Below are 25,975 nucleotides of genomic sequence, written 5' to 3'. Positions count from 1 at the left end.
CCAATAGTGACTATTAGAGCGAATAAAAAGTATGATTTTCTAGCCAGCTGCCACATACATCACTCTCCTTAAATTGGTAAACTCTTCTTCTTTTCCCTTCATCTTCTCCTTCACTTCTAAAATAATTTTAATGTTATGTTTATCCATTTCAGTGAGCTGATCATCGACATTATCAAATTGTGGTTGATACCATTTATATTTCGAGAAGTGATTTTTCCATTTTTCTGATTTGAAAGAATAACCGTATTCGGCAAATATTTCATTCCTCATGATATCAAGGTCTTCTATAGTTAAATGATCTCTAACCCAAACATTCCCTTCCTTATCATTTTTATAATCATAATCTTTTACATAAGATCCATAACAACCTTCAAAATAACTTTCATCAATGAAGATAAATTTAGTGAAGTCAAAATATCTATTTGATTTTAATGAAATGATATTTCCTTCCTTATCAATTTTATAAAACTCGTATTTAGTTTCCCAATTGTATAATTCCCCTTCATACTGATTTTGGAGACTTTGAGCAATAGAATCATTTATTAATCTGTAATCAGATTGGGTACAGAAATAATCATATTCAGTTAATTCATCTAATTTTACTTTATTGAAAGCACCACTTTGAGTATTGTAAGTAACTAGGTTCTCTGCTTTATTTGCATATCCTCTAGCATCTAATCCTGCCTCTTGTACTGTGGTAAAGAAAGTAAATACATTCTTAGCTACTTTTTTCATGGTATGGAAATTATACCCTACATGTTCGGTACCAAAATCCATTAATTCACTAGAGGCTATAAAATCATCATATTCATTTGAGTCAGTCAGTTTTAAATACTCGGCAAAAGAGGGAAGTACTAAGACTGCATTTCCTTCATTCGCATCATTTTCTTCAAAAGTGTAATAATTTTTTACTAAAGAATTATCGATGGTTTCTTCTGCGTCGAATTTAAGTTGAGCAATGATTTCACTTGGATCAAACCCTACCAACAATTCTGGACTTTTATCAAATTCACCTTGCTCAATCTTAAACCATCCCTTAGAATTATACCCATAGGCTACTTTTGATGCTGTAGATCCTGATGGTAGTATAAAATCAAACTGAGGTGACACGACTTTATTAATTGTGTAATCAAATAAACCAACTTGATCATCATTTTTGATTTCAAAACAATTCAACATGGTTACATTCGGAGTATAGATTTTATCAAAAGTAATTGGTAGAATAATATCCAATGAATCGTTGGCAATCCCGTATTTATAATTACCGTCAAAAAAATTATATTCTACATCTCTTTTACAGTTCGAAACAATAAATAACTTACCTGAATTTAGTGTTACATAAAAGGGTACTGAAGTGAAATTACTATCAATTTTTGTAAGTTTTGAAAGAGACAACTCATCAATCAACAGATCATGGCTTACTTCATTTTTCTCCGATGGTTGACTAGAAGTTGGTTTTTCTTTTACCTCTTTAATTTCTACAGTTTTTTGTTTAGTTGTGGTTTCTTGTTTATTTTTTTCTCCACACGAAATGATGAAGAATAAGAATAATAGTATGTAAATGTTTTTCATGAAGTTGGTTTGCTTTAATTTAATCTTTAAAGAATTATACAGTTATAAAAGTATACAAATCCTGTTTAATTTTCACTCTATTTCATACTCATACAATGTTTCTAAAAATTGAATCCTCTCCTGGGTATCACTAATTCTCTGTTTATTCATTTCCAGCACTTCAATAGTACCTCCTGAATATTTTTTAGACAATATCAAAGCATTTAACTCCCTCTGAAGCATCCAATTTTTCTGAGATTCAATTATCGCAAGCTTATAACTTTTAAGTTCATTGTACTCTTTTTTATTTTCATAATGAGAAACTATGTCTGATTGATGATCTAATTTCACTATTAACTCATTGTATACCTTATTCATTAGACTATCATAATATTCGAACTCTTTGAGGGAACAAATATTCAATTCTAATTGTGATCCATTGTAACAATCAAATCTCTCATCAATTTTTTGAAATTGATTTTTTGATTCAATACTCTTGCTACTTGAATTACTATCTTCATTTGTTTCTTCAATTTGTGAACAAGAGATTGTGATGAAGAATAGAAAGGTGAGTTGTTTAAAAAGTTTAGTCATAGTTTAAAAATTTGCCCTTGAGACACCACATCCCAAAGGCAAATTATTCGTTTTTTACTTCAATCCAAAATGATTAATCGGTCCATTCCCTCTCCCTAAGGCTTTATCTTTTCCTTTAGCGATCGACTGATTAACATATTGACAAGCTTTCCTTACCGCTTCTTCTAGTTGATCTCCCTTTCCTAAAAAAGTAGCGATACTCGACGATAGACTACAACCTGTTCCGTGAGTATTGTTCGTATCTATTAGAGGATTTTTGATAACGAAAAGTTGGTCAGTTTTATACTCATACAATATGTCTAACATATCGTTGGTCGTTGGATCTAAATGACCACCTTTTAATACTACCGAAGTTTTAAACTGAGTGCCAATTTCTCTAGCTGTTACCTCACAATTGTCTTTATCAATGGCATGACCTACTAATATTTCTGCCTCTTTTCTATTTGGAGTGATCACTGTGGCTTTTGGCAAAAATTGCTTCAAACAATCTATGGCTTCATCGGTAATCAATTTATCACCTGAGGTAGCGACCATCACCGGATCAAGTACTATATTTTTAGCCTTGTATGTAGATAATTTTGATGCAATCGCATTGATCACTTCACAAGAATGAAGCATACCGATTTTTATGGCATCAAACTCAATATCACTAAATACCGCTTCCAATTGTTTTTCGAGATGATCCACTGGAATTGCATGAATATCGGTTACGCCTTGTGTATTTTGAGCTGTTGTTGCCGTAATCACACTTGCAGCATAGGCTCCACAAGCGGATATACTTTTAATATCCGCTTGAATACCCGCACATCCTCCAGAATCACTTCCTGCTATGGTTAATACCGTCTGATAAGGTGTTTTTATATTTTCCATGCTTCTTTATTATAGGCGCTATCCCAAAACATCCACTCTAACTTCGATGCCTTTTCAAAAGCCTCATTCATTTTCTCTAATCTTTCTGGAGATGCATTACTTGCATACTTATTCGTAATATCAATGGCTTTTTTTACTGAATTCGCAAACGCTTCTCCACCATAGGTATTGATCCAATCCTGATATGGATTATCTCCCTTATTACTCTGATTGGCCAATATATAATCTCCCACATCTTTGTAAATAGTAAAACAAGGAAGCACTGCTGCCAACCCTTCTTCTACCGATTTGGTATGCACTATACGCGACAAATAACTAATGTATAACTCGCAAGTTACCGAAGCCTCTTTCGTCGTTTCTTGATCTTTTAAAAAGTTCTGATGCAATGCATCTTCTACATTTATAATTCCTGTTGCAGATCCTAAAAAGAACTGAGTTTCGTTTTCGTCATCACACTTTATACCTACTTGAGCCAAAATCTTTTTGTACTCAGATAAATAAATGGTGTCCTGATTGATATAAAAATAGAATACTTCTTTCGGAAGTGTCCCTGTCATTAATTCTTTTATAAATGAATGATTCTTGATTTCTTCTAAGATAGAATCCGTTTTGCTACTGATTTCTTCGTACCAATTAGACATATGAAGTTTATTTAGTAATAACAATGTTTAGCTGTGCCTACCGACTATTTGATAGCACACTTTCTGATAACTAATTTGGATGTAATTTAGTTTTTGTGATTCAAAAATCATTGATTTTCTTTTGATAGATGCTTTCTCCGATTTAAATCTCCAATTAATTGTGGTAAATAATGATCATTCAGCCAATAATTGAAGATCTGAAAATATGCCCCTAAAGCAATAACAACTGGGATGAGCCAATCTTGATTGATTAAATAAATAGGGTAAAAAATTAATGACAACAACAATTCAAGAAGTAACTTCTTTTTTATCTTCCTATCAATTTCTTTTACTTCATTTTGATGTTCGTATTCTTTCAGATAAATAGAAATTTTGTATTTGTAACGATATGTCTCGAATAGTTCCATAAGAAGTACAAAACAGATCGTCGAAATAATAAACTCTTCTGTTTTACTCACCAAAAAAATATAAATCAAGGTAATCAATAAAGTCATTAGTCCAGGTAAAAGTTCAGCTTTGTACCAATACTTTTCTCTGGAACTTCCAAACGCAGACTGATCCCACCAACCTTCTAGTCTACTTATATCAAAACCAACTTCTCCTAACTCATTAAACAAACGATTCGAATATTTATATTTTCTATTATGATGTAGTCCCTTTCCAAATTCATACTTTAATTCGTTTAATTCATTACTCTGAATCAAATGATTTTCTACTTTTAAATAACCAACTTTATACAAATAATAAACTGCAGAGTATTGCTCTCTATCATTTAATGATTTTGCAAACTGATACATCACATCAGTAACCTCTTCCCAATCACTCTCTGAATTATTTATTCTTTCTAAAACTCTCGAATGATTATGTTCCCAATAATTCACTATTTGTGCATCTGTTTTTAAGGATTGTAAGTCTGCTTTTACTTTCTTCAGTTTGCTCATTTTTAAGTTTTGTATGTTGTTCAATTCTTTAATTGATTCCTAAAAATAAACATTTGATCTTTAAATCAGATAAAAGCTTTTCACACACATTTAGAATTTTGTTCATTCCTGCTCTAGAACATCTTTTTGATATACTGAATAAAAAAATCTCTAGGATCTAATAATGATACTCTAGAGATTTTTAAAATATAAATGAAAATTAGATGAATATATCAATCAGCTTATAAAAACTCATCTTCAATTTTATCAGTATCTTCTCCCAATGCAGGAGACCCTTTTTCTGAGGTCAACAATCGACCATCAATTTTGATAGGGCATCTTGTGGTCTGATACTTGTAACCATCCGACATTTTTACGGTTTGAAGCATCTGTAATACCTTAAAACCATCATGTTCAAATAGCCTTTCCCAATCCATCACATCGGCACACCAAATATCTGCAGGTTCTAAAATGGAAAGCCAATGTTCTGTCGTTTCTGTTTTGAGATGATCGGCCAATGTTTGCTTGATCTTATCTCTTTGATCGTACCACGAACTCACTTCCTGATACACCAACAAATCAAAGCATTGTAACAATTCTCCTAGCTGAGGAATAGCCCCCATCGCCAAAGCCAAATATCCATCGGCTGTTTGATAAATACCGTAGGGTGCACCTAAATACGCATGGGCGTTATTACTTTCTGTTCTTTGAGTAGGTTGACCTCCATCGTGATAATAGGTGGTGACAGTTTCGAACTGAAGATCCAACATCGATTCCAACATATTCACAGAAACTTTACAGCCCTTTCCACTTTTTCCTTTTTGAACCAACCCTGCCAAAATCCCTTGTGCTAAATGTCCGCCGGATAACATATCTGCCATGGCTAACCCTAATGGAACAGGACCTTTATTCGCATTACCACTTAACATTGTTACCCCCGATAACGCTTGTACTAACAGATCTTGCCCTGGCTTCTTTTTCCATGGACCTTCCTTTCCATATCCAGAAATTTCTCCGTAAATAATAGATGGGTTGAGGACTTTTACTGCATCATAATCCAAGCCTAAACGCTTAATTACACCTGGCCTGAAATTATGCACCAATACATCTGCCTTGGTAATTAACTTTAAGATTTTCTTCTTATCAGAATAGTTTTTCAGATCTGCACAAAAGCTCTCTTTATTTCTATTGATTGCCCTAAAAATAGAAGATTCTCCATTCATATTAAGATTCGATACATACATCGATCGACAAGAATCCCCTGTATTTGGCCTTTCTATTTTGATCACTCTCGCTCCTAAATCAGCTAATTTAAGCGTGCAACAAGGCCCCGATAAATACTGACTAAGATCGATCACTAATATATCTTGTAATGGCTTCATTGCTATAAATTAAATTCTTTAGAAATTTGATCGGTATGCTCTCCAACTCTTGGGGCTCCTTTCCTCGAAAATAGTTTCTGATCATCCACTTGAATTGGACATCTTGTAGTGTGTACTTTCTCTCCATTCGTTAAAGTCAGTACCTGATCGAAGTTTAATAGTTGATATCCTTCGTGATTGATCAGTTGCTCATAATTGAAAACTTCTGCACACCAGATCCCTTCTTTTTCTAATTTTTCAATCCAATATTCTGATGCTTCTCCTAGCAAAAAGTCTCTGATGATGTTCATGATCAAATTACGTTCGGTAAACCAATCTTCTTGATTTTCGAAACGTAAAAGCGGTTTACAACCCAACGCTTTACCCAAATCAAGTAACGAGCCCATGGCTAAAGCAATATATCCATCGTATGTTTTATACACTCCATAAGGAGCACTTAAATAGGCATGAGCATTGCCTTTATTTGCTCTTACAGGCTTGTCTTTTCCACCGTTTAAATAAGTAGTGATTACTTCAAACTGAAAATCTAACATAGATTCCAATAAGCTCACCTCTACTAAAGCTCCTTTTCCAGACTTCCCTCTACTGACCAAAGCAGCTAAAATTCCTTGTGTAAGATGTGTACCACAAAAGATATCGGCTACCGCTAAACCCATTGGTGTAGGGGCATCATCTTTATCACCTGTGAGGTGAGTCAAACCAGAAATACTTTGAGCCAATAAATCTTGTCCCGGCTTTTTGACCCAAGGACCAATAGTTCCGTAGCCTGTCACAGAAGCATAAATCATTTTAGGATTCAGCTCCTTAACAGTTTTGTAGTCTAAGCCAATTTTCTCCATTACACCAGGACGGAAATTGTGTGTCATCACATCGGCTTGTTGGATTAATTTCTTTACTTTTTCTAAGTCGTCAGCATCTTTTAAATTTGCTGCATAAGATTCTTTATTGCGGTTAACAGTATGAAAAACCAAGCTACTGTTATCCACAAAAAGATTCTTAATTGCAATTTGTCGGCCTCCTTCCCCATGTTTAGGTCGCTCGATTTTTATCACTCGAGCTCCTAAATCTGCAAGTTTTAAACCTGCTGATGGACCTGCCATAAACTGACAGAATTCCAATACTAAAATTCCCTCTAATGGAAGCATGTCGTAATTAAAGTTATGAGTGTTCTAATCGTTTGTGACACATAATGATTCTTCGTAGATATCATTTAGGTGTTGTAGCAATTTTACTTCGTCTCCACCATGCATCATGTATTCTCGAATAGGTGCTCCTGCACGATCTTGGAAGTACATATGTCCATGATATCGAGGACGTAAAAATGCTCTATCTAAAGCTGGTAATGTTGCTTTAAAAAATTGATCTGTTTGTTGATTAGTGTAGTCATCTTCCCACGCAGTGCGATGTCCGGGTTGCCCACCATTATCAAAGAAAATACCTTTTTGATTTTCTGGACATGCGGCAAATTCAGCAAACTTACTTGCCCATTCAGATGCTTTGCATTTTGAAGAAATGGCCAAACCTGTTCCACCCAAAGTAGATATCAATTTCTGACCATCGATAGCGACCATATCATGAAACTTGAGGTGCTTTCTAGCATATCCTCTTCTTGAATAATTGGTATATCCATAAGCAAAAGGAGAATACACATAATCGTCTGTTAGTGTCATCGCCTCGTACACTTTAATAGGATTCCAATCGTAACTTTCCTCTTTGATATTCTCTCCCAATGCTCTTAACATTTTAAGGGCTTGCAATCCTATCTTTTCTGATATCACTTGCTCTTTTGATGTACAAACATCTTCTCCCAAAGTCGAGCAAATCATATAGAAACTCATCAAGGTATCTTGTGGAATACCTGGTATTGCTACTTTTCCAGTTTTTGATAATTCCACAAGATCATCCCATGTTTGAGGAAACTTCAATCCTTCTTTCTCAAATAAATCGGGACGACTTGCAGCTACTGGAGTGGCAGCATCTATTGCCAATGCCCATTGCTGATTATCGTAGCTGTAACTTTCGTGAGATCGACCTACACTATTCACTTCTTGATCCTTTAAAAAAGCTTCTGAAAGTAATGTATTTAAGGGTTGAATCACTTTTGTTCGAGCAGCAAAACCTGCCCAAGGATGATCGATAATTAAGAAGTCAAATCGCTCGGCTAATTGATCAATAGGTTCGTCGGCGAAAGCTTGTAACGATCGTTTTTCCCATTGAATATCTACCTCTGGGTAGAGTTCCGAAAATCGTTGTGCACAGGCTACAATAGAGGTAAATCCTCTAGAGTGATTCCATGTGATGCCTTTTAATTGTATCATTGTTTGCTGTTTTTTAATGATTGTATTGATGTCAATCTTTTTTGTTAATAGTTTGTGGGACGTTGCAGTGCAACGTCCGTACAGACAGAAGCCAAAGTAATGCTCATAGATTATTCGTAGTTCAAGTAGATGGCTCTCTTTTGGAGATATTGTTCGATACCATAGATACCGTCTTCTCCTCCAATGCCACTTGTTTTATGTCCAGAGTGGAAACCTTGTATGTAGCCTACAATACCTTTGTTGATGAAAATGGTACCTACTTGAAACTCATTGATCGACTTCATTATCGTTTTATGGTTTTGGGTAAACAAGTAAGCCGATAATCCTTCTTCTCTATCGTTTAATAAAGATTTTGCTTCTTCATATCCCGACACTTTCATGATAGGAAGAACAGGTCCAAACAATTCATTCCTTAGGGTCGCATCATCACTTTTTACATTGGTCAGAATAGTCGGATCGTACCAGTTTCCTTCTTCAAAATACCTCCCTTCTGGTCGTTTCCCTCCTAATACCAATTCGGCTCCTTGAGAGATATTTTCCATCACTAAATCGTGTACTCTTGATAAACCTTTCGTGCTCACATTTGGTCCCATATTTACCTGAGTCATTGGATCTCCCACCGTAATTTGTTTGGTTCGTTCAATGACTTTCTCTGTAAATTCATCGGCTATTTTTTCATGAACGAAAAGCATTTCGTTACAAATACACACTTGTCCACAATTGGCATATCTTGAGACCACAGCAGCCTCTACGGCTTTATCAATTTCAGCATCTTCCATTACAATAAAAGGTGCCTTTCCTCCTAATTCTAATACAAGACCTGCTACATTTTGAGAAGCTGTTTTATAAATCGCTTGCCCTGCTCTTGTGCTTCCTGTCATAGAAACGAGTTTGGTAATTGGGCTTTCGATAAGTTGAGTGCCTACGGTATGCCCCCAACCCATCACCATACTAATTACCCCTTTAGGTAAACCTGCTTCATGTACCAAACGACAAAATTCAGAGGCTGTAATTGGTGTTAACTCAGAAGGCTTTATCACCATGGTATTTCCAGTAATTAAAGCTGGACCAATCTTTCTACCTATGAGTGCTAACGGATAATTAAATGCCATTAAACCGACAGTCACTCCATAAGGTACTTTATGAATACTGAGTTGTTCGTTGGACATATCAGAGGGAAAAATACTTCCTTCTATTCTTCTTCCTGCTTCTGCCGAGTAATTGATATATCGGATGGTATCATCTACTTCTCCATACGCTTCTGCCAATGTTTTCCCTTGTTCCATCACCAATAAACGAGCAAAATGATCTCTTTCCTCGTTTAACTTTTCAGAAATTGCATATAAGTAATTTGCTCTATCGTTTGCCGGAAGCATTTGCCAAGCAAATTGTGCTTTATCAGCACTTTCCAATGCCAATTGCACTTCCGTTTCCGTACTGCAATACACTCTTGCAAATACCTGATTATTGGCTGGATTTTCTACATCTATATACTCTCCTTTTTTAGTTTCTACCCATTCACCATTGATGTAACATGGGTATACTTTTATGTCTTGTGTTGTTGTCGTGTTCATATTGTTGCTTTATCTAAAATTTGGTTCTCTCTTTTCAACGAAAGCTAAATTTCCTTCTTTCGCATCTTCTGTTTCATAAAGTTGATCGACCAGTTGGCTTTCTAATTTCAACCCTTCTTCCATTGAAAGTTCTAACCCTTTATAAACGCTTTCTTTTGAGGCCGTAATCGCCATAGAAGGACCTTTTGATAATTTTTCAGCAAATGCAATCACCTCATTTTCGAAGGTTTCTTGCGTAAACAAATGATTGACTAAACCTACCCTTAATGCTTCTTCAGGCTGAACAGGATCTCCGGTAACCAACATTTCCAAGGCTTTACTTTTACCGATTAATCGAATTAGTCTCTGTGATCCTCCATTGCCGGGCATTAATCCAAGTTTTATTTCGGGTAGACCTAACAAATAATTCCCTTCTTTTGCCAGGCGTAAATCGCAGGCCATCGCTAATTCCAATCCACCTCCTAAAGCATGTCCATTAATAGCTGCAATTGTTACCTTTTTGCTCTCAGAAATAAGTTGGGCCGATAGTTTTGCATGATCCACCATCAACTTATTTTCTTCTGTTGTGTTCGCCTGAAAAACTTTGACATCAGCCCCAGCACAGAAAAATTTGTCCAAAGCACTTTTTATCACAATCACTTTTACTTCTGAATTTTGCTCTGCTTCTTTTAAACAAGAAATGAGCTGCTTCATAAAGTGGATATCATAACAATTTGCTTTCGGTCTATCGATTAAAATGTAACCTACTCTATTGATGATCTGAAGTGTAATAAAATGGTTTAAGTTCGTCGTAATATTCATTTCAAAGTATGTTTTATTCAATTCGAATATCCACGTTAAGTGTAGGAACTTCAAACAATTGACACCCCTAAAAAGGATTGTCTATAATATGTCTATACTTCTGATTGTATTCATCACTATGGTCTGCTTCATAGTAAACATAGACAGTTAAACATTTCGGTTTTCATCAAAATGTTGAAAAACTCAACTTCAACAAAAGAATACTTTCACTTAATACCTAGTAAATCAACATCATACCATCTATTGTCTATATAAAATCTAGAACTGCAATGCTCTTGTGTTTAAATAAATTGAAAGGTTTGCTTCTTATTTAAACTGATATTTCAAATCAAAAAATAAAAATCACTCTATTCCTCCAGAATTCTATTGTCAATTTTCTATTGATATTATTCATCTCAATAGGATTGCTTTTCCATCATCAATTAGAGTTGTTTTATCTTCTTTTTCTAATTTAAATGAAGCTTTTATTCCAAAACAACTGCTTGATAAAATACAGTACAAATGAGACAAGAACACATACTAAATTTCAGATTACTATACTTATAATTTATAAACACACATGAATAGTCTGTATTTTATCACCAGTAAACGACTATATGTTTCCTAGTATTTTATTAGATTTACAGAAACATTAAAGCAAACGAAATGAACAAACTAATTCTACCTTCTCTATTATTCACTTTACTTTTTAGTTGTCAGTCACCTCAAAAAGAATTTACTTCTTTTCAGGATGATGTAGATTTTCTTCGTCAATATGTGGATGACCTTACCGTCCTCAAGAAAGGAGAGGCTTTAATGGCGGTATCACCTTCTTGGCAAGGAAGAGTGTTTACTACTTCTTTAGATGGCGAAAACGGAAGAAGTTTAGGGTATTATAATCAGAAGCTGTTTAAAGTAGGAAAAGCAGATCAGCAACTATCAAAAGCCGGTGGGGAATCGAGAATGTGGTTTGGTCCTGAGGTGGGCGATTTTTCAATTTTCTTTCCTCCCAATGTAGAACAGGTGGGAGAAAATATGAAAGTAAGTGCTGATCTAGATACTCTAAAATTTAATACTGATGAAACGTCAAATAAGCAAGTGATAGCATCAAATGATATGGTGATAGAAAATGCTTACGGAACGAGTTTTACTATTCATGCTTCAAGAAGTATCGAACTATTTGATGTTAAAACCATAGAGAAAAACTTAGGGATTCAACTTCAAAATGGTGATAAAAAATCAATTGGGTTTGAAACGAATACCATCATCAAAAATACAGGAAATACCACTTGGAGTAAGGATACTGGTTTACTTCCAATATGGATATTGGGCTGTTTTCATCCGTCCGAAAAGCAATGGGCAATTGTTCCGACAAATTCCTCTGAACTAGATACTGTTACAAATTATTTCACCGATCAGACCGGTCGTGTAATGATAAAAAAAGGTGTGGCTTTTTATAAGGTGGATGCGGGTTATCTAAATAAAATGGGATTACCTCAAAAGCATATCCGACCAATTATGGGAAGCTATTCGCCCGAAATGAATTTATTGAACATTGTCGTTTATTCTTTTGACTCAGACCCTAACCTACTTTATGTAAATTCTGAATGGGGAAAAGAAAACAACTACGATGGTGATGTGATGAATATTTTCAACGGAGAAATCAATTTACCATTGGATCGCGACTGGCCTTTCTACGAATTTGAATCATTCTCTGCAGCCAAAGAGTTACAACCTGGAGAAGAACTTCAGCATAAACAGTCTGTATATCATTTCGAAGGCTCAAAAGAAGAGTTAACCCCTATAGCAGAACAATTATTAGGAGTAAGCTTATTTGATGCACCTTTTAATTAATTATCAGAAAATGGATATTGATTACCGTCTTTATACTGACGCCTTTCGAGCATAATATTCAATTGTTTTGCAAACATATTGATATCTCTGATATCAAAAACAGCAAGTTTAATATCAATTGACTCTAGCATTCCATCATGGAAATACTCTATCGTTAATTCCATGGTTTCTGTATTTATTGAATACGCTTTTGCATCATTCCAATCGATAATTCTCTTACTTGGATAACTAATATAAATCCATCTTTCATTGATGGTTAGACCTATTTCGTTTTTAACTACTGGTCGAAGCACCTTAAAGTGATTTCCATAAAACAAGGCAATCAATAACAGTATACATCCTAAAACCCAAGTATCGAGCGATAACATATAGCTACCAACAAATAAAAGAAAGCACCTTACTATAAATTCTACATAAATACTTTTCTTATTGAATTTGTAGCTTAATGAATCTCCTGTTGATAAGTCTATTTTTATTTTTTCGATTTGTTCGTATTCGGCACTTTCCTTCTCAAACTTTTTTAATTCTTCTGTTAATCGCTTGTTTCTAAACTCTAGGAAACCTCTATTGGACCAAGTCAAATATCTTAATTTTGCCTGTTCATTTAGATAAAAACTATTTTCTACCCCAACATATTTAAAGGCCCAAAGTTTCCATCTAGGAGTAGACATTGCCCAATACAACCAAGCACTAATAATCCCGAAAACAAGACTCAAGAAAAAGTAAATGACGCTATTTGATAAATGTACTATAAGAGTAGGCATCACCAAGATTAGAATTAATACCGGAAGATTAATCACTAACTGACCTATCAATATAGCTTTATTTACTTTAGACATTTTAGATGTATACCGTTTGAAGTGCTTTAGATCTCTTAATTTAAAAAGAAAGCCAGCATTGTAAAACAATACTGGCTTAAATTGGTGATTCGCGGTCATGAATGAACCACCAACATATTATTAAACGAATTTTTTCCTTCGTTTGTTTAATCTTCGGTTTCTTTAATCACGTAAACATCTTCACCTTTTTTGTGTAATAGATATTTCTCTCTTGCAAACTTCTCTAATGCTTCATTATTAGATTTCAATTCCCTCATTTTAGACTCTAATTCTACGATTTCATCTTTGTAGTAGAGTTCCTGATTTTTCAAATCTTGCTCTTTATTTTTTTGAGCATGACGTTTGAAGAAATTATCGTTATCAAAAAATATCATCCATACCAAGAAGACTACACCTGTTAGAATGTAGAAATTCTTAAAATACTTTACCCAAGGACTATTTGATGATGTTATCGCCATTTTTATCAAATTATAAACCTGCTCCTTTTTCTATGACATAATTGACCTCGAAAGTATTATTACTTCGATCAACATCTGCCACTTTCATTGAAGGATCAATTTCAACTTTCTTCAATTTAATACCTTTTGTTGGAACTGCAATGGTATACACTGGGTGAGTCCAAGGCCAATCTTCCAATTGTACCCAATTCCCTTCAATTTCTTTTTCTTTGGCACCTCTCATGATACGAAGCGGCATATAATATGTCGTCTGATCGCCATTATCAAAAGTAACTTGAACTTCCATTGGCATTGGCATTTTTCCGATTCTTTCCAGAGTAACATAAGTTGTATCTCCTTCAACGAAAGTGTTTTTCACGCCATAATCAATTGTTTTGGTCGTATAAGTAAAATACTCTTTGTACCACTGAAGTTGCATTCCCGATTCTTTTTCCATTACTCGAATGAAGTCGTGTACATTAGGATGTTTGAACTTCCATTCTTCATAATATCTTTTGAATGCCTTATCAAATGTTTTTTGTCCCATAATGTAACTTAACTGATGTAAGTACACGGCACCTTTAGAATACGCTGCAATAGAATAAGCCGAGTTTAGTTCAAAGTGATCTGCATGAGTCATCAAAGGCTCTTCGATACCACGTTTCACCACATAGAAATAAGAATTATAAGAGCTAGCGTGAGCGTTTTCTTTACCGTTCACATATCTTTCTATCTCATTACCGATGTAACTATTAAAACCTTCATCCATCCAAGCATATAGGCTTTCGTTGGATGCTAATACAAATTGGAACCAACTGTGTAACATTTCATGAATAGTTACACCCACTAAGCTATTTAGATTTCTTTTACCCGTGATTAAAGTAAGCATTCCATACTCCATTCCACCGTCGCCACCTTGGACTACATTGTAAACTTTGTATGGATATTTCCCCACTCTTTCGTTAGTATATTCAATGGCTTTAATTAAGTAATCTGGTAATTTCTCCCAGTTCTCATCAATACCTTGATTCTTTTTCCAGAAGAAATGTAACTCAGGTCCATTCTCCATAGGAACAATTTTGTGATTGTAATCTGGATCTGCTGCGAATGTAAAATCGTGTACTTTTGGGGCTTTGAAATGCCAAGTCAATTTTCCATTCTTAGGTTTTCCTTTTTTGAATCCGCCGTATCCATGACCTACTTCTTCAGCGTTTTGGATATAGCCTGTAGAAGCTACAACGTATTTAGCATCTAAAGTTAACTTCACATCAAAATTACCCCAAACACCATAGAATTCACGTCCTACATATGGATCTGGATGCCATCCTTCATAATCGTATTCTGCTAATTTAGGATACCACTGTGCCATTGAGTAGGCCACTCCTTCTTTGTTATCACGTCCATTACGACGAATTTGAATAGGTACCTGACCATCAAACTGCATATTGAATTTCACCTTAGATTTTGGTAAAATTGGCTTTGATAGTTCTACTTCCAGTATAGTACCAACTGTTTTATATTTAAGAGGCTTTCCGTTTTGTTTTAGTGAATTCACTTTTAGGTAACCGATCTCATCAGGAGTTAGTTTAGAGATACGATCTCTTACCCTTGGATCTGGATCATCGATAGTACGCGATCTCACATCCATCATACTACCTGGCTGGAAGGCATTCATGTATAAATGATAATATACATGCGTAAGCGTATCTGGTGAATTATTAAAATACTCTAGTTCTTGAATACCCGAATACTTATGTGTATCCACATCAAGATCTACATTCATTTTGTAGTTTGCCTGTTGCTGCCAACGATCGGCTTGTCCATAAACAACGAAACTAAAAATGCATCCAATAACGGTTAAAAAAAATTGTCTCATGGAAGAAAGTTCCTCTTTAATACTTCTTATCTGATTTTGCAATCGCAAAGTACGAAAGAATTTAATTATTATGAGAATTGGTGTGGGTTTAGGGGGATATTTGATAGAATAATAAGAGTTTATTTAGAAATTTTACAATCTTATTCGGACAGTAAAATCTCTAATTCCTCAATTTTTTGTTGTCTTGCCATAGAAAAAGTCATTATATCTACTTTTTCCAATTTCTTCAAAATTTCTAATGACGCTATCAAAAACTTTTGGTCGGATTCGATTTTCCCCTTCATCATCAAAGTATCTGCTAATAATTCTATCTCGTTATATCTTAATTTGGTGGATAAATCTAATACTTTCAACTCAATTTCTTTTGCATCATCTTCTGGATCAATCTTCACTATTTCAGTCAAATATTTCTCTAAAGACTCTAAGATATCTTCTCTGTACTTCACCCAGTCCATTCCTGTAAATCGAAGCATCATTTTCTCTAAATCTTTGATCAACCTTTTGATATAATCTCTTTTATCTTGCAACATGGATCTATGGGGGATTTTGATGTGAATAATTATTGTGGAGAACGGTTTATTTATATTGTAAGTGAGAGATGGGTAAGTTAAAAGTTAAAAATGAAAAGTGAAAAACGTGAAATGTTATTCTAACGCTCGTTTTATATCTGGGGGACACTGGTGCAAATGTTAAGCGCAGCGACATTTGTGCCTATAAACGTTAGAGTTCTCCCGACCTCGTTTTAAGTTGTACAGTAGTTAACAAGTCCTGAATTTACGCTTCTCATAACGTGAGTGCGAGTCAGGAAACTAGTACTAATCTAAAAGATCTTTCATTTTTTTATCACTTTGTGCAGAATTTAAACTCCTGCGTACCACCTAACATTTCACGTTTTTCATTTTTAATTCTTCATTTTTCATTTCAAACTAGTTTAGTTGAAGGTAAATATTAAGTTAGCAAAGAAATTCCATACAACCACAACTCCAATAGAAATCACTTTTGCTACATAGAAATTCATTTTTACTTTTTCATGAAGTACCCAGATAATAGCATTGGAGAACAGTAAACCGACTACAGATACACCGAAAAATTTTAGATATTCGACTCCTATTTGGTCCGTATGACTTTCGAAAGTCCAGATTCTATTTAGAATATAATTTGAGGTAGCTGCACAGATAAATCCTAAACTGTTGGCCAGATACTTGTGGCCTTTCATGATCTCTTTGACGAGATAGGTCACACCAAAATCTACAAACAAGCCGGAAAAACCTACTACTCCAAACTTTAAAAATTTCCAAAATAAAACTTCCCAGTTCATCTATCCTCTTTAATCAGTCAACTTCAATTTCTACGCAAATGTAAATATAGAGAAAGATTGTGTGCTATAGCCCCTAATTGATGATTTTTTAATGCATCAGTTACATTTACGAAATCTATATAAAAACAAAAACGCTCTTCCTTTCGAAAGAGCGTTTCTATATTTTGTATCAAGCTTAGTTGCTTGGTCTTCTTCTTCTACGGTCACCACCACCGCCACTACGACGATCGCGATCTCCACCACCACGGTTTCCACCGCCTCTGTAGCCACCGCCTCTACGGTCACCACCACGGTCTCCTCCGCCACCAAAAGGTCTACGACGACGGTCTCCTCCGCCACCGCCTCTGCGGCCACCACGGTCAGGAGCATTAGATACTTCAACATCAATTTTTCTTCCGTTGAAATCTAATTTACCCATTCCTTTAGTTACTTCATCCTCACGTCCTTCTTTTAATTCGAAGAATGAGAAGTTTTGTTTCAAGTCAATACGTCCAATTTCGATACGTTCGCCTCTAACACCTTTGTTGATTAGGTCGATCAAATCTTTTGGTCTTACCTCATCACGCTTACCAAGGTTAATGAAGAAACGAGTGAAACCATTTTCAGCATTTCTTCTATTATTGTTCTCTCCTCTTTCTCTCTTATTACTGTTATCTCTACGATCTGGTACATTAAGATCTCTTGCACCTCTGTAATAATCTAAGAAACGGTTAAACTCAAGAGCAACAAATCTATTGATGATTTCTTCTCTGCTTAAGTCTTCTAATTTCTCGTAAACTTTAGGAAGGTATTGTTCGATTTCATCCTCTTCCATCTCCACATCGTGGATTCTATCTACCAAGTGGAACAACTGACGCTCACAAATTTGAGGGCCTGTTGGCACTGGATCCATGATAAAGCTTTGCTTAAGCACTCTTTCGATGGCTCTAAGTCTATGCTTTTCTCTCATGTGGATGATAGCAATAGAAACACCTTCTTTACCTGCTCTACCTGTACGGCCTGAACGGTGATTGTATGTTTCGATATCGTCTGGAAGATTGTAGTTAATTACGTGAGATAAATCGTTTACGTCCAAACCACGAGCGGCAACGTCTGTCGCTACTAGAATTTGAAGTGAACGTTGACGGAATTTACCCATCACGTAATCACGCTGAGCTTGAGATAAGTCACCATGTAAGGCATCTGCGTTGTAACCGTCGATCATCAATTTCTCGGCTACATCTTTAGTTTCCTGTCTTGTTCTACAGAAAACGATACCATAAATATTAGGATTGTAATCTACTACACGTTTTAATGCTTCGTATCTATCGTTTGCACGAACCATGTAGCAGTAATGCTTTACATTTTTGTTACCAGTGTTCTTAGTACCTACAGTCACCTCTAAAGGTTCTGTCATGTAGTTAGAAGCAATTCTTGCCACTTCTCTTGGCATTGTTGCTGAGAATAACCAAACGTTTTTCTCTTCTGGTGTATTTTCCAAAATTGAATCCAATTCATCTTTGAATCCCATTTTCAACATTTCATCTGCCTCATCAAGAACAACAGTTTCCACTTGCGTGATATCTGCTTTACCTCTTTTTAAGACGTCGTCCATTCTACCTGGAGTGGCTACAATTACGTGAGCACCTCTTTTGATTTGACGGATTTGTTGGTCGATAGGAGCACCACCATATACTGCTACTACTTTAAGACCTGGGATTTTTTTGGAAAAGTTTTCTAAGTCTCTTGCAATTTGTAATCCTAGCTCTCTTACAGGACACAATACAAGTGCTTGAGTTCTTTTATCTGAAACATCTACTCGATGTAAAAGTGGTAAACCGAAAGCTGCTGTTTTACCTGTTCCTGTTTGTGCCAATCCCACTAAATCAGTGTCTTCTGTTAATAGAGTTGGAATAACTTCTCCTTGGATTGGTGTTGGTTCTTCGAAACCAAGTTCAGAAACTGCATCTAACAGCTCTTGCTTAAGCCCTAATTCGCTAAATTTTGCCATGTTTTGTTTTTTAGAGCGCTTACCCCTCTTACAAAGTGATAGAACAGCGGACAGCTGCTCTTTATAATGAGATGAGGATAAAAGCGCCAACTTACTTTTTTTACGGAAATGCAAAGGTAACTCTTTTATTATTTGTTTTACCTCATTACTTCACAATCATTTGTTATTCAGCGAAATTATTGGCTAAATTTCTGATTATTAACAAAAAAAGTACGCTTTTCTATGGTTCTTTTTTAATCAGACAGACATTTATTTAATAAAATTGTAAAGTGTTATTTATACGTATTATAGAATTGATTACCAGTTTTTAAAGTTGTTAAAGAAATTACGAATAAAATAGTCATACAACTTATAAGCGTATTTTAAATAAAAATGCAGCTCAATAATTTTTGAACTGCATCCTTTTAAATCTTAATATTATTATTTCCTAGCGTTACTATCACAACCCCATGATAATTCAGTATCGGAGTCTATAGTAATAGTTTCTGAAGGAGAACGTGTATCGTAAGAATCTTTCCAGTAGTATTTGTAGGTTCCTTCTTCTACTCTAATAGTTGTTATAGAGTAAGAACCCATTGTTGCAACCTCTTCCCCGTCAAGGTAGAAGTAAATTGTAGTACCATCGTCCCAGCAAGTTTCAAGAGTCAACTTATACTCAGGGTTAAGGGATTCATCTTCAAGATCAAGACATCCCGTCATTAATAATGGTAATAGTAAAAAAAGGGAGAACTTTAATATGTTTTGCATAATAAAAAAATAGTTAAAAATACAATGACCAGCTTGATCATATATATAAAAAATATTGTCTGTCCGTTCACCTAACTAAGTCACAAAGAATGTTCTTTAGAGTAAGTTTTAATCTTAGACATACATTACATATATCTACATTAGTTTTTTGATTCTCAGCATCAATGTCATTAAGTTAAGCATTAATTTCTAGAAACGAATGCTTCTATATTATAATTTTTTTGTCCCAAAATAACCACATCTTGATTACCTTGTATAGAATATTGATTTAAAAATCCATCGTTACTGTAAGTCAGTTTACCTACTTTCTCTTTCTGAAAAAGTGCATTTTTACTCTTAATCAAAAACTGTATAGACGTTGTTATCCCTTGATCGTTTTGAGTAATTTCTAGCCACTTTACCTCATTTTTATCAGATTGAGAGGTATATTTTATTTTGATATCCTGTCCTTCTTTTGTCTCTACTTTTTTATAACTATCCTTAAAAATCGGGCGATTAATATCTGCATCATTGAAAACTTCTAATTCTGAATCCCAATTAATATCACTAACAGAAATTTCAGAAGTCTTTCCATCATAATTCACTTTCTTCTTGACAATAACTTCTGTTTGATCCATATCCTTCACTGTTTTCTGAATCAAAGCATTGATATCGTAATTGTATAATTGATGATTTTCTTCCTCTGAAGTTATCACATCACATGAAAAAATGATTGAGGCTAGAAAATAAAAGGTGATGTATTTTAATGATTTCATGAATTAATAATATAGAACTACCAAATGATTTCGATATGACGTTTTCCAGTCCAAACGGTTGTTGAACTTTCATTATTCAATCGTTTTATCTTGAATTTTTCTTTTTCCAAATATACAACTTCCTGTTTTATCACGACAAAATCATTTTTTTTATGAAAAGCGACAGACATACTATGTTCTCCATCTTGGGCATCAATTTTTAATCGCTTTTCCCCTTTAGCATCAATTATTATAGACGAAGACTTTACTTCTCCTCCTTTTAATATACTCATGGCTTTTTGAGCATCAGGCACTCCATAACCTGTATAATTATTTCCATAAGGATAAAAAGTAGAAGACTTTATGATAATGTCCTTTAATTCCTGACCGGTTAAAGAGGGATCCATCTCCCATAAACAAGCGGCTAAACCAGTAATTACCGGAGCGGAGAAAGAAGTACCAAAAAGAGAATAACACGTTACTTCTGGTTTTACATAATTAATGTAGGTTGGTCCAATACTGCTATACCCTGCTTTCTTTCCACTTTTTGTATTTGCACCAACACTTAGAACACTTTTCGCATCTGCAGGTGCACTTACTATCCTCCATCGCTCATTATCGCCTTCATTTCCTGCTGATACAATTATTAATGCTCCTTTTTGTGAAGCTACTTCAGCGGCCAAGGTGACCATACTGGTCTTCCCATCCATTTCATCTTTTTTGTAATTATCTTTTGATGAATCAAAGCCAATAGAATACCCCAGGGAACTATTAATTAATTTTATATCTAAAGAATCCACCATCCACTCTAAGGCAGCAATCCAATTTTCCTCATCAGTTTTATTTTCCTTATCGCCATGATCGGACCTCGCTAGATAAAATTCACTTTTATGAGCTAAACCATAACGCATATTTTCATGATTACCAGCTATCATTCTTAACACGGTAGTACCATGGGAATCACTTCCTGTTAGCTTCTCATTAAAAAATGAAGTTTCGGATCTATCATCAATAAAAAAATCTTTATACCCTTTGATCTGATTGTTTTGAAACAACCCTTTGAGATAATCGTTCTTTTGTGCATTCCAAAATCCGGCATCAATTACTCCAATTCGTATATTATGCCCATGTACCCCATTATCTACCAATTCCCTGGTATTTAATTGATGAATCACATAAGCAGATTGCTGTTTATCATTTTCATCAGCAAGCCATTGACAGGTACCTAGTTCCCAGTCTGTCCTTACTGTTTTGATATCTTGAATAAATGATGAGTTTTCGAGTAATTCTCTATCTCTTTTATCAGATAATTCGATGGTAGCGGCATTTAACCAATTGGACACTGTCTGAGGTTCAAACCCCATCAATTTTAATTGATTTAGATACTCATTACATACTTTTTGGTTAAAAAAATCTAAAGGTGAATTTTCACATTTATCGTGAAAAACCACCCACACTCTTTCTTTATTAGAAGAAAAAGATGGATAACTAACTACAAAACAAGCCAATAGTGAAAGTAGAAGTATGTGATTTTTGGCCGTAGTGTAATTTTTTTTCAATTGTTTTGCTAGTCTTATCGTCATGTAGTTTTGAAAAATCAACGGAAGAAGTAAATTCGAATTGGAAGTAAGAATGAATACCTATTATCTTGGATAAAATGGTATCAATTCCTACTCATCGAGTAAGATACTTAAATAATTTATATAAACACATCAATTCTAATGAGATACGAGAAAATCGATCAAAACTTATTCATTGAAAACCGTAAACGTTTTGTTGAACGTTTACAACCTAATTCAGTAGCAGTTTTCAATTCTAACGATATCATGCCAACAAGTGCTGATGGAACAATGCCTTTCATCCAACATACAGACATTTTTTGGATGAGTGGTATAGACCAAGAAAAAAGTATCTTGGTGATCAATCCAGATGCTAAAGATCCAGCACATAAAGAGATATTATTCCTTATCGAAACTAACGATGAAATTGCTATTTGGGAAGGTGCAAAACTTACCAAAGAACAAGCAACTGAGGTTTCAGGAATAGAAACTGTTTATTGGTTATCAGAATTCAATAATGTATTCAAAAGCCTTGTTTTCGATAGCGAATATATCTATTTAAACACCAACGAACACCTAAGAGCAGACACCACTGTTCAGACTCCAGATGACCGTTTTATTGAGGAATGTAAAAGAAACTTCCCTCTTCATAAATTAGAGCGTCTATCTCCAATTATGCACGACCTCAGAACCGTAAAATCTAAGTACGAGACTGATGTGATGCAAAAGGCATGTAATATTACAGAAAAAGGTTTTAGAAGAGTGTTAGACTTTGTAAAACCGGGTGTTAAAGAATACGAAATCGAAGCAGAAATCACTCATGAGTTCGTTCGTAACGGTTCTAGAAGACATGCATACACTCCAATTATTGCTTCTGGATTTAACGCTTGTGTCTTACATTATATTGATAATGACCAAGTATGTCAGGATGGCGATTTATTATTGATGGACTTTGGCTGTGAATACGGTAATTATGCATCTGACTTAACTCGTACTATTCCTGTTAACGGTAAGTTTACGGAGCGTCAGGCTGCAGTATATTCAGCTGTACTTAGAGTACACAAAGCAGCAGCAAAAATGCTCGTTCCTGGCAATAACTTAATGGATTACCATGTTGAAGTGGGTAAACTTATGACTGAAGAATTGATTGGTTTAGGTTTAATCACTCAAGAAGATGTAGACAACGAAGATCCAAAATGGCCTGCATACAAAAAGTATTTCATGCACGGTACTTCTCACCATATCGGTGTTGATGTTCACGATTACGGACATCGTTATAAGACTTTCGAAGCAGGTATGGTATTTACTGTAGAGCCCGGTATTTATATCAGAGAAGAAAATATGGGTATCAGAATCGAAAACGATTTTGTGATCCAAGAATCTGGTGAGCCTTTCGACTTGATGAAAAATATTCCTATCGAGATTGAGGAGATTGAGGCGATTATGCAAAAATAAGCATTTATCCCTTTGGGGTTGTATATGCCCTTATAGTTGTGATCCCATGATTGAAATCATGGGTTGAAACAAATGTACACCTAGTCCGACTGAAGTCGGGCTAGGTGTTTTTTTTATCTTGCTTTTTGGAGATTTCTGACAAATAGGTAGCTAGTTAAGACAAGCTTATAAAACTCTCTTCGCCACATAAAACCCATAACTATACTCTTCCTTGTGCTTCATGTACAAGTCAATTTCAGCCTGAGTTTCTGCCACAATTAACTTAGCATCTTCACTGTGATTATGCTTCTCTAGGAAGGTTGGAAAACTATTGATTAGTGGTTTATAATACTCCTCAATCCAACTATTTTGATTCAAGTAAAAATATCCCACAGGAGAATATCCATTAGCTTCCAATACTTTGATTTTTTCCCCTGCCGTACCTACTTCAGGGTAGGCCTCATTCCAATAATCATTTATTTCTTTAGAACGTTCAGCAGTGGTCCAAGTAATCTCGCTTACACATAAGTAACCACCTTTTTTAAGGTACTTTTTCCATTGTTTTACACCTTCTGTAAAACCCATATTGTAAATAGCTCCTTCTGACCAAAGGATATCAAATGAATCTTCTTCTAATGGAAGTTCAGTCATTGAGGCTTCAAGTGTTTCAATATTATCTAAACCTGCTTTTTCAGCATTGTTTTTCAGGATATCTAAAAACTGAGAAAAAAGGTCTACAGCAGTAATTTTTGCGTTTAATTTCTTCGCTAAACAGATCGTTGATGCACCTGTACCACATCCAATATCTGCTACTTTTAAGTTTTCTTTTTGAGCGAAGTCCACAAAAGATAATGCTTTTAATGTTTCAGCATCCGACCCCGGTCCTTGTCTATATTCGTTGATGTGTAAATCAACTAGTAATTCAAAGTTCATATGTATTTTTTTATTGATTTAGGCTTTAAAATAAAAAACACCTAGCCCATTAGTTTGAGTTAGGTGTTTTTAGGATATGATATTATCCTATCAATTAGAAATATCGAATAGGAAATTAATTATTTCCCTCGAACTCTTCCATATTGATAGCTTCCACTTTTTTCACTTCTGGAACAGCATTAATAATTGCTTGTTCAATTCCAGCTTTAAGTGTCATTGCAGACATTGGACAAGATCCACATGCTCCAAGTAATTCAACTTTGGCAATTCCATCCTCTGTCACGTCAACAATTTTGGCGTTTCCTCCATCTGCTTCTAAATAAGGACGGATTGTATCCAACGCCTCTTCTACTCTTGCAATTAATGTCTGACTCATATTTTTATTCCCCTAAAGGTTAATTTCTTATTTATTCCCAAGTCTTTATTTCGACTCTATCTGTTTCTGGCAATTCAGCATTTCTGATCGCAATATTTCTTGCTAACTCTTCTGCTATTGTCATAAATGCTTCTCCCGCAGGATTGTTCGCTTCCATAACAACAGGAACACCATCATCGCCACCTTCTCTTACACTTTGTACTAAAGGTACTTCACCTAAGAAAGGCACTTCATATCTTCTAGCAAAAGTTTTACCACCATCTTGACCAAACAGATAATACTTATTATCAGGTAGTTCGGCAGGTGTAAAGTAAGCCATATTTTCTACAACCCCCAAAATTGGAACGTTAACATCCTTAGATGCAAACATTTTGTATCCTCTAACCGCATCAGCTAAAGCTACTTTTTGTGGAGTAGTTACGATTACTGCTCCAGTTACCTTTGCTGTTTGAACTAAAGATAAATGGATATCTCCTGTTCCTGGAGGTAAATCAATTAGTAAGTAATCTAAATCTCCCCAATCCGTATCCATAAAGAATTGTCTGATGGCAGATGATGCCATTGGACCTCTCCAAACCACTGCATTATCTGGAGGAGTTAAGAATCCGATTGAAAGTAATTTTACTCCGTATTTTTCAATAGGAATAATCACATTCTTACCATTTCTTACCACCACACCTGGCTGAGCGTTTTCACAGTTAAACATGGTAGGAATAGATGGACCGTAAATATCGGCATCCATTACACCTACTTTTGCTCCAGTTTCTGCTAATGCTAATGCAAGATTTGCGGTTACAGTAGATTTACCAACACCACCTTTACCAGATGAAATAGCAATTACGTTTTTCACTCCCGGTAAAACAGGACCTTTTTGCTGAATTGAAGTCACCTCAGCAGTCATATTAACCGTAATTTCAAGATCTTCAGAAACATCTCTTTTAATTGCATCCTCACAACGTTGTCTAATCAACTCTTTAAGAGGACATGCAGGTGTTGTTAAAACAACAGTAAAAGAAACTTTATTGCCATCTACCTCAACATCTCGAATCATGTTTAAGGTAACCAAGTCTTTTTTTAAATCGGGCTCTTCTACTGTAGAAAGCGCCTTTAATATATTTTCTGGAGTGAAACTCATGATGTTTGTCTATTCCATTTATGTTGAAAAGCAAAATTAATACAAAAGCTAAATTAATCCTTATCTTTATTTGGATTAATTTTGAATTTGTATCTGTTTAAACAACAATTAAC

Annotated in this window: 24 protein-coding genes; 2 read left to right on the top strand and 22 right to left on the bottom strand. The window is 35.0% G+C overall.

Going from position 1 to position 25,975, the window contains the following annotated elements; genetic code table 11:
- Positions 1 to 39 precede the first annotated feature (39 nt).
- The 10 genes from KMW28_RS04345 to KMW28_RS04300 form a co-directional block, all read right to left on the bottom strand.
- Positions 40 to 1,572: a YARHG domain-containing protein gene (locus KMW28_RS04345; RefSeq protein ID WP_169664307.1), complete on the bottom strand. Its 1,533-nt coding sequence runs from the start codon at positions 1,570 to 1,572 to the stop codon at positions 40 to 42.
- 72 nt (positions 1,573 to 1,644) lie between these two features.
- A complete protein-coding gene (locus KMW28_RS04340; RefSeq protein ID WP_169664306.1) occupies positions 1,645 to 2,145 on the bottom strand; it encodes a lysozyme inhibitor LprI family protein in 501 nt (166 codons plus the stop codon).
- 54 nt (positions 2,146 to 2,199) lie between these two features.
- Positions 2,200 to 3,015 carry a bifunctional hydroxymethylpyrimidine kinase/phosphomethylpyrimidine kinase gene (thiD, locus tag KMW28_RS04335; protein WP_169664305.1) on the bottom strand — a complete coding sequence of 272 codons (816 nt, stop codon included), beginning with the start codon at positions 3,013 to 3,015 and terminating at the stop codon, positions 2,200 to 2,202.
- The gene (gene tenA, locus KMW28_RS04330; RefSeq protein ID WP_169664304.1) at positions 3,003 to 3,656 is read right to left on the bottom strand and encodes a thiaminase II; all 654 of its coding nucleotides are present in this window, start codon (positions 3,654 to 3,656) and stop codon (positions 3,003 to 3,005) included. Before tenA ends, thiD begins: the two co-directional genes overlap by 13 nt.
- Positions 3,657 to 3,763: 107 nt before the next feature.
- Positions 3,764 to 4,597 carry a hypothetical protein gene (locus KMW28_RS04325; protein WP_169664303.1) on the bottom strand — a complete coding sequence of 278 codons (834 nt, stop codon included), beginning with the start codon at positions 4,595 to 4,597 and terminating at the stop codon, positions 3,764 to 3,766.
- A gap of 221 nt (positions 4,598 to 4,818) precedes the next feature.
- Positions 4,819 to 5,958: a CaiB/BaiF CoA transferase family protein gene (locus tag KMW28_RS04320; RefSeq protein WP_169664302.1), complete on the bottom strand. Its 1,140-nt coding sequence runs from the start codon at positions 5,956 to 5,958 to the stop codon at positions 4,819 to 4,821.
- A 2-nt stretch (positions 5,959 to 5,960) separates the two neighbouring features.
- Positions 5,961 to 7,103, bottom strand: a complete 1,143-nt coding sequence (locus KMW28_RS04315; protein ID WP_169664301.1) for a CaiB/BaiF CoA transferase family protein — start codon at positions 7,101 to 7,103, stop codon at positions 5,961 to 5,963.
- 24 nt (positions 7,104 to 7,127) lie between these two features.
- On the bottom strand, positions 7,128 to 8,276 hold the full coding sequence (locus KMW28_RS04310) for an extracellular solute-binding protein (protein ID WP_169664300.1): 1,149 nt from the start codon (positions 8,274 to 8,276) through the stop codon (positions 7,128 to 7,130).
- Positions 8,277 to 8,386: 110 nt separating this feature from the next.
- Complete coding sequence (gene aldA, locus KMW28_RS04305; RefSeq protein ID WP_169664299.1) at positions 8,387 to 9,850, bottom strand: aldehyde dehydrogenase; 1,464 nt, start codon at positions 9,848 to 9,850, stop codon at positions 8,387 to 8,389.
- 9 nt (positions 9,851 to 9,859) lie between these two features.
- Complete coding sequence (locus KMW28_RS04300) at positions 9,860 to 10,651, bottom strand: enoyl-CoA hydratase/isomerase family protein (protein WP_169664298.1); 792 nt, start codon at positions 10,649 to 10,651, stop codon at positions 9,860 to 9,862.
- A gap of 645 nt (positions 10,652 to 11,296) precedes the next feature.
- Here KMW28_RS04300 and KMW28_RS04295 point away from each other — a divergent pair.
- Positions 11,297 to 12,484: a DUF6786 family protein gene (locus KMW28_RS04295; RefSeq protein WP_169664297.1), complete on the top strand. Its 1,188-nt coding sequence runs from the start codon at positions 11,297 to 11,299 to the stop codon at positions 12,482 to 12,484.
- On the opposite strand, the gene KMW28_RS04290 is transcribed toward KMW28_RS04295, so the two are convergent.
- From KMW28_RS04290 to KMW28_RS04250, 9 genes are all read right to left on the bottom strand, one after another.
- Positions 12,481 to 13,323 carry a hypothetical protein gene (locus KMW28_RS04290; protein WP_169664296.1) on the bottom strand — a complete coding sequence of 281 codons (843 nt, stop codon included), beginning with the start codon at positions 13,321 to 13,323 and terminating at the stop codon, positions 12,481 to 12,483. The genes KMW28_RS04295 and KMW28_RS04290 overlap by 4 nt on opposite strands.
- 146 nt (positions 13,324 to 13,469) lie before the next feature.
- A complete protein-coding gene (locus tag KMW28_RS04285) occupies positions 13,470 to 13,781 on the bottom strand; it encodes an FtsB family cell division protein (protein ID WP_169664295.1) in 312 nt (103 codons plus the stop codon).
- A 10-nt stretch (positions 13,782 to 13,791) separates the two neighbouring features.
- Positions 13,792 to 15,636, bottom strand: coding sequence for a M1 family metallopeptidase (locus KMW28_RS04280; RefSeq protein WP_169664294.1), 1,845 nt, complete (start codon positions 15,634 to 15,636; stop codon positions 13,792 to 13,794).
- Positions 15,637 to 15,776: 140 nt separating this feature from the next.
- A complete protein-coding gene (locus tag KMW28_RS04275; protein WP_066210001.1) occupies positions 15,777 to 16,166 on the bottom strand; it encodes a hypothetical protein in 390 nt (129 codons plus the stop codon).
- A 401-nt stretch (positions 16,167 to 16,567) separates the two neighbouring features.
- Positions 16,568 to 16,954 carry a GtrA family protein gene (locus KMW28_RS04270; RefSeq protein ID WP_169664293.1) on the bottom strand — a complete coding sequence of 129 codons (387 nt, stop codon included), beginning with the start codon at positions 16,952 to 16,954 and terminating at the stop codon, positions 16,568 to 16,570.
- 175 nt (positions 16,955 to 17,129) lie between these two features.
- Positions 17,130 to 18,944: a DEAD/DEAH box helicase gene (locus tag KMW28_RS04265; RefSeq protein WP_169664292.1), complete on the bottom strand. Its 1,815-nt coding sequence runs from the start codon at positions 18,942 to 18,944 to the stop codon at positions 17,130 to 17,132.
- 420 nt (positions 18,945 to 19,364) lie between these two features.
- A complete protein-coding gene (locus tag KMW28_RS04260) occupies positions 19,365 to 19,643 on the bottom strand; it encodes a hypothetical protein (protein ID WP_066210004.1) in 279 nt (92 codons plus the stop codon).
- Between the two features lie 230 nt (positions 19,644 to 19,873).
- The gene (locus KMW28_RS04255) at positions 19,874 to 20,446 is read right to left on the bottom strand and encodes a hypothetical protein (RefSeq protein ID WP_169664291.1); all 573 of its coding nucleotides are present in this window, start codon (positions 20,444 to 20,446) and stop codon (positions 19,874 to 19,876) included.
- 17 nt (positions 20,447 to 20,463) lie between these two features.
- On the bottom strand, positions 20,464 to 22,008 hold the full coding sequence (locus KMW28_RS04250) for a S8 family serine peptidase (RefSeq protein WP_169664290.1): 1,545 nt from the start codon (positions 22,006 to 22,008) through the stop codon (positions 20,464 to 20,466).
- A gap of 138 nt (positions 22,009 to 22,146) precedes the next feature.
- Here KMW28_RS04250 and KMW28_RS04245 point away from each other — a divergent pair, with 138 nt between their 5' ends.
- Positions 22,147 to 23,439, top strand: coding sequence for an aminopeptidase P family protein (locus KMW28_RS04245; protein WP_169664289.1), 1,293 nt, complete (start codon positions 22,147 to 22,149; stop codon positions 23,437 to 23,439).
- 165 nt (positions 23,440 to 23,604) lie between these two features.
- Here the strand turns inward: KMW28_RS04245 and KMW28_RS04240 are convergent, their stop codons facing one another.
- The 3 genes from KMW28_RS04240 to KMW28_RS04230 form a co-directional block, all read right to left on the bottom strand.
- Positions 23,605 to 24,351: a class I SAM-dependent methyltransferase gene (locus tag KMW28_RS04240; RefSeq protein WP_169664288.1), complete on the bottom strand. Its 747-nt coding sequence runs from the start codon at positions 24,349 to 24,351 to the stop codon at positions 23,605 to 23,607.
- Positions 24,352 to 24,466: 115 nt separating this feature from the next.
- Positions 24,467 to 24,727, bottom strand: coding sequence for a NifU family protein (locus KMW28_RS04235; protein WP_066210010.1), 261 nt, complete (start codon positions 24,725 to 24,727; stop codon positions 24,467 to 24,469).
- Between the two features lie 31 nt (positions 24,728 to 24,758).
- The gene (locus tag KMW28_RS04230) at positions 24,759 to 25,862 is read right to left on the bottom strand and encodes an Mrp/NBP35 family ATP-binding protein (RefSeq protein WP_169664287.1); all 1,104 of its coding nucleotides are present in this window, start codon (positions 25,860 to 25,862) and stop codon (positions 24,759 to 24,761) included.
- Positions 25,863 to 25,975: the final 113 nt, after the last annotated feature.

The organism is Flammeovirga yaeyamensis (assembly GCF_018736045.1).
GTDB lineage: Bacteria > Bacteroidota > Bacteroidia > Cytophagales > Flammeovirgaceae > Flammeovirga > Flammeovirga yaeyamensis.
This window is presented reverse-complemented; position numbering and strand designations above follow the sequence as displayed.